Source organism: Intrasporangium mesophilum (genome assembly GCF_054783095.1).
Genome location: NZ_BAAGRF010000048.1, coordinates 1 through 1,633, shown reverse-complemented (window position 1 = coordinate 1,633; position 1,633 = coordinate 1). Strand labels below are relative to the sequence as shown.

2 protein-coding genes are annotated in these 1,633 nt (G+C 69.6%); both read left to right on the top strand.

The window, feature by feature from the left end:
- Positions 1-792, top strand: a 792-nt coding sequence (locus tag ACYVLP_RS23515; protein WP_460629715.1) for an electron transfer flavoprotein subunit beta/FixA family protein, incomplete at its 5' end; no start/stop codon positions are given.
- Positions 793-833: 41 nt separating this feature from the next.
- The coding region (locus ACYVLP_RS23510; protein ID WP_460629714.1) for an electron transfer flavoprotein subunit alpha/FixB family protein at positions 834-1,633 on the top strand (800 nt) is incomplete at its 3' end.

Sequence of the window (1,633 nt, the reverse complement as noted above, 5' to 3'; positions counted from 1 at the left end):
ATGAACATCGTCGTCTGTGTCAAGTACGTGCCCGACGCCCAGGCCGAGCGCACGTTCAACGCATCTGACAACACGACCGACCGCGAGAACGTCGACGGCCTGCTGTCCGAGCTCGACGAGTATGCCGTCGAGGAGGCCCTGAAGATCGTCGAGGCGGGCGAAGGTGAGGTCACCGTCCTCACGGTGGGCCCCGACCAGGCGGCCGACGCCATCAAGAAGGCGCTGCAGATGGGTGCCGACAAGGGCGTCCACGTCAACGACGCGGCGATCCATGGCTCGGACGCCATCGCGACCTCGCTCGTCCTCGCCGAGGCGATCAAGAAGGTCGGCGGCGACGCACCCGTCGACCTCGTCGTCACCGGCATGGCGAGCACCGACGGCACGATGGGCGTGGTGCCCACCATGCTGGCCGAGCGCCTCGGCCTGCCCGCGGTGACCTTCGCTTCCGAGCTCACCGTCGAGGGCGGGACCGTCACGATCCGTCGTGACGGCGACGTCTCGACCCAGACGATCCAGGCCACGCTGCCGGCCCTGGTGTCGGTCACCGACCAGATCAACGAGCCGCGCTACCCGTCGTTCAAGGGGATCATGGCCGCGAAGAAGAAGCCGGTTGAGTCCTGGACGCTCGCCGACCTCGGCATCGACGCCGCGCAGGTCGGTCTCGATGCCGCCTGGACGAAGGTGCAGTCCTTCGCCGCCCGCCCGCCACGCACGCAGGGCCAGATCGTCACCGACGAGGGTGACGGCGGCACGAAGCTCGCGGCCTTCCTCGCCGAGCGCAAGTTCGTCTGACAGTCTTCTGATTCGCCAGCCAGTAAAGGAGATTCACGAACATGGCTGAAGTTCTCGTCCTCGTGGACCACGTCGACGGCAAGGTCCGCAAGACGACGTCCGAGCTGCTCACCATCGCGCGGCGTATCGGCGAGCCGTCGGCGGTCCTCGTCGGTGCCGGGTTCGACGCCGCCAAGGACACTCTGGCGAGGTTCGGCGCCGAGAAGGTCTACCGCGTCGAGACCCCCGGCGTGCTCGAGCACCTCGTCGTCCCGCAGGCCGAGGTGCTCGCCCAGCTCGTCGGCGCGACGTCCCCGGCCGCCGTGCTGCTGTCGGCATCCCCGGAGGGCAAGGAGATCGCGGCCCGCCTGGCGGTCAAGACCGACTCCGGCCTCATCACCGATGCGGTCGATGTCCAGGCGGGTCCGGGTGGCGATGGCGGCGTCGCGACGACGCAGTCGGTCTTCGCCGGTTCGTACACGGTCGAGGCGATCGTGACCAAGGGCACGCCGGTGATCGCCGTCAAGCCCAACTCGGCCACGCCCGAGGAGGCACCTGCGGCCGCCGCCGACGAGGTCGTCGACTTCTCGCCGTCGGACGCCGCCAAGGCCGCTCGGATCGTCGAGTCCAAGCCCAAGCAGGCCACGGGCCGGCCGGAGCTCACCGAGGCCGCCATCGTCGTCTCGGGCGGCCGTGGCACAGGCGGCGACTTCTCCAAGGTCGAGGAGTTCGCGGACTCGCTCGGTGCCGCCGTCGGCGCCTCCCGCGCCGCCGTCGACGCGGGGTGGTACCCCCACACCTCGCAGGTCGGCCAGACCGGCAAGCAGGTCAGCCCGCAGCTGTACGTCGCATGCGGCATCTC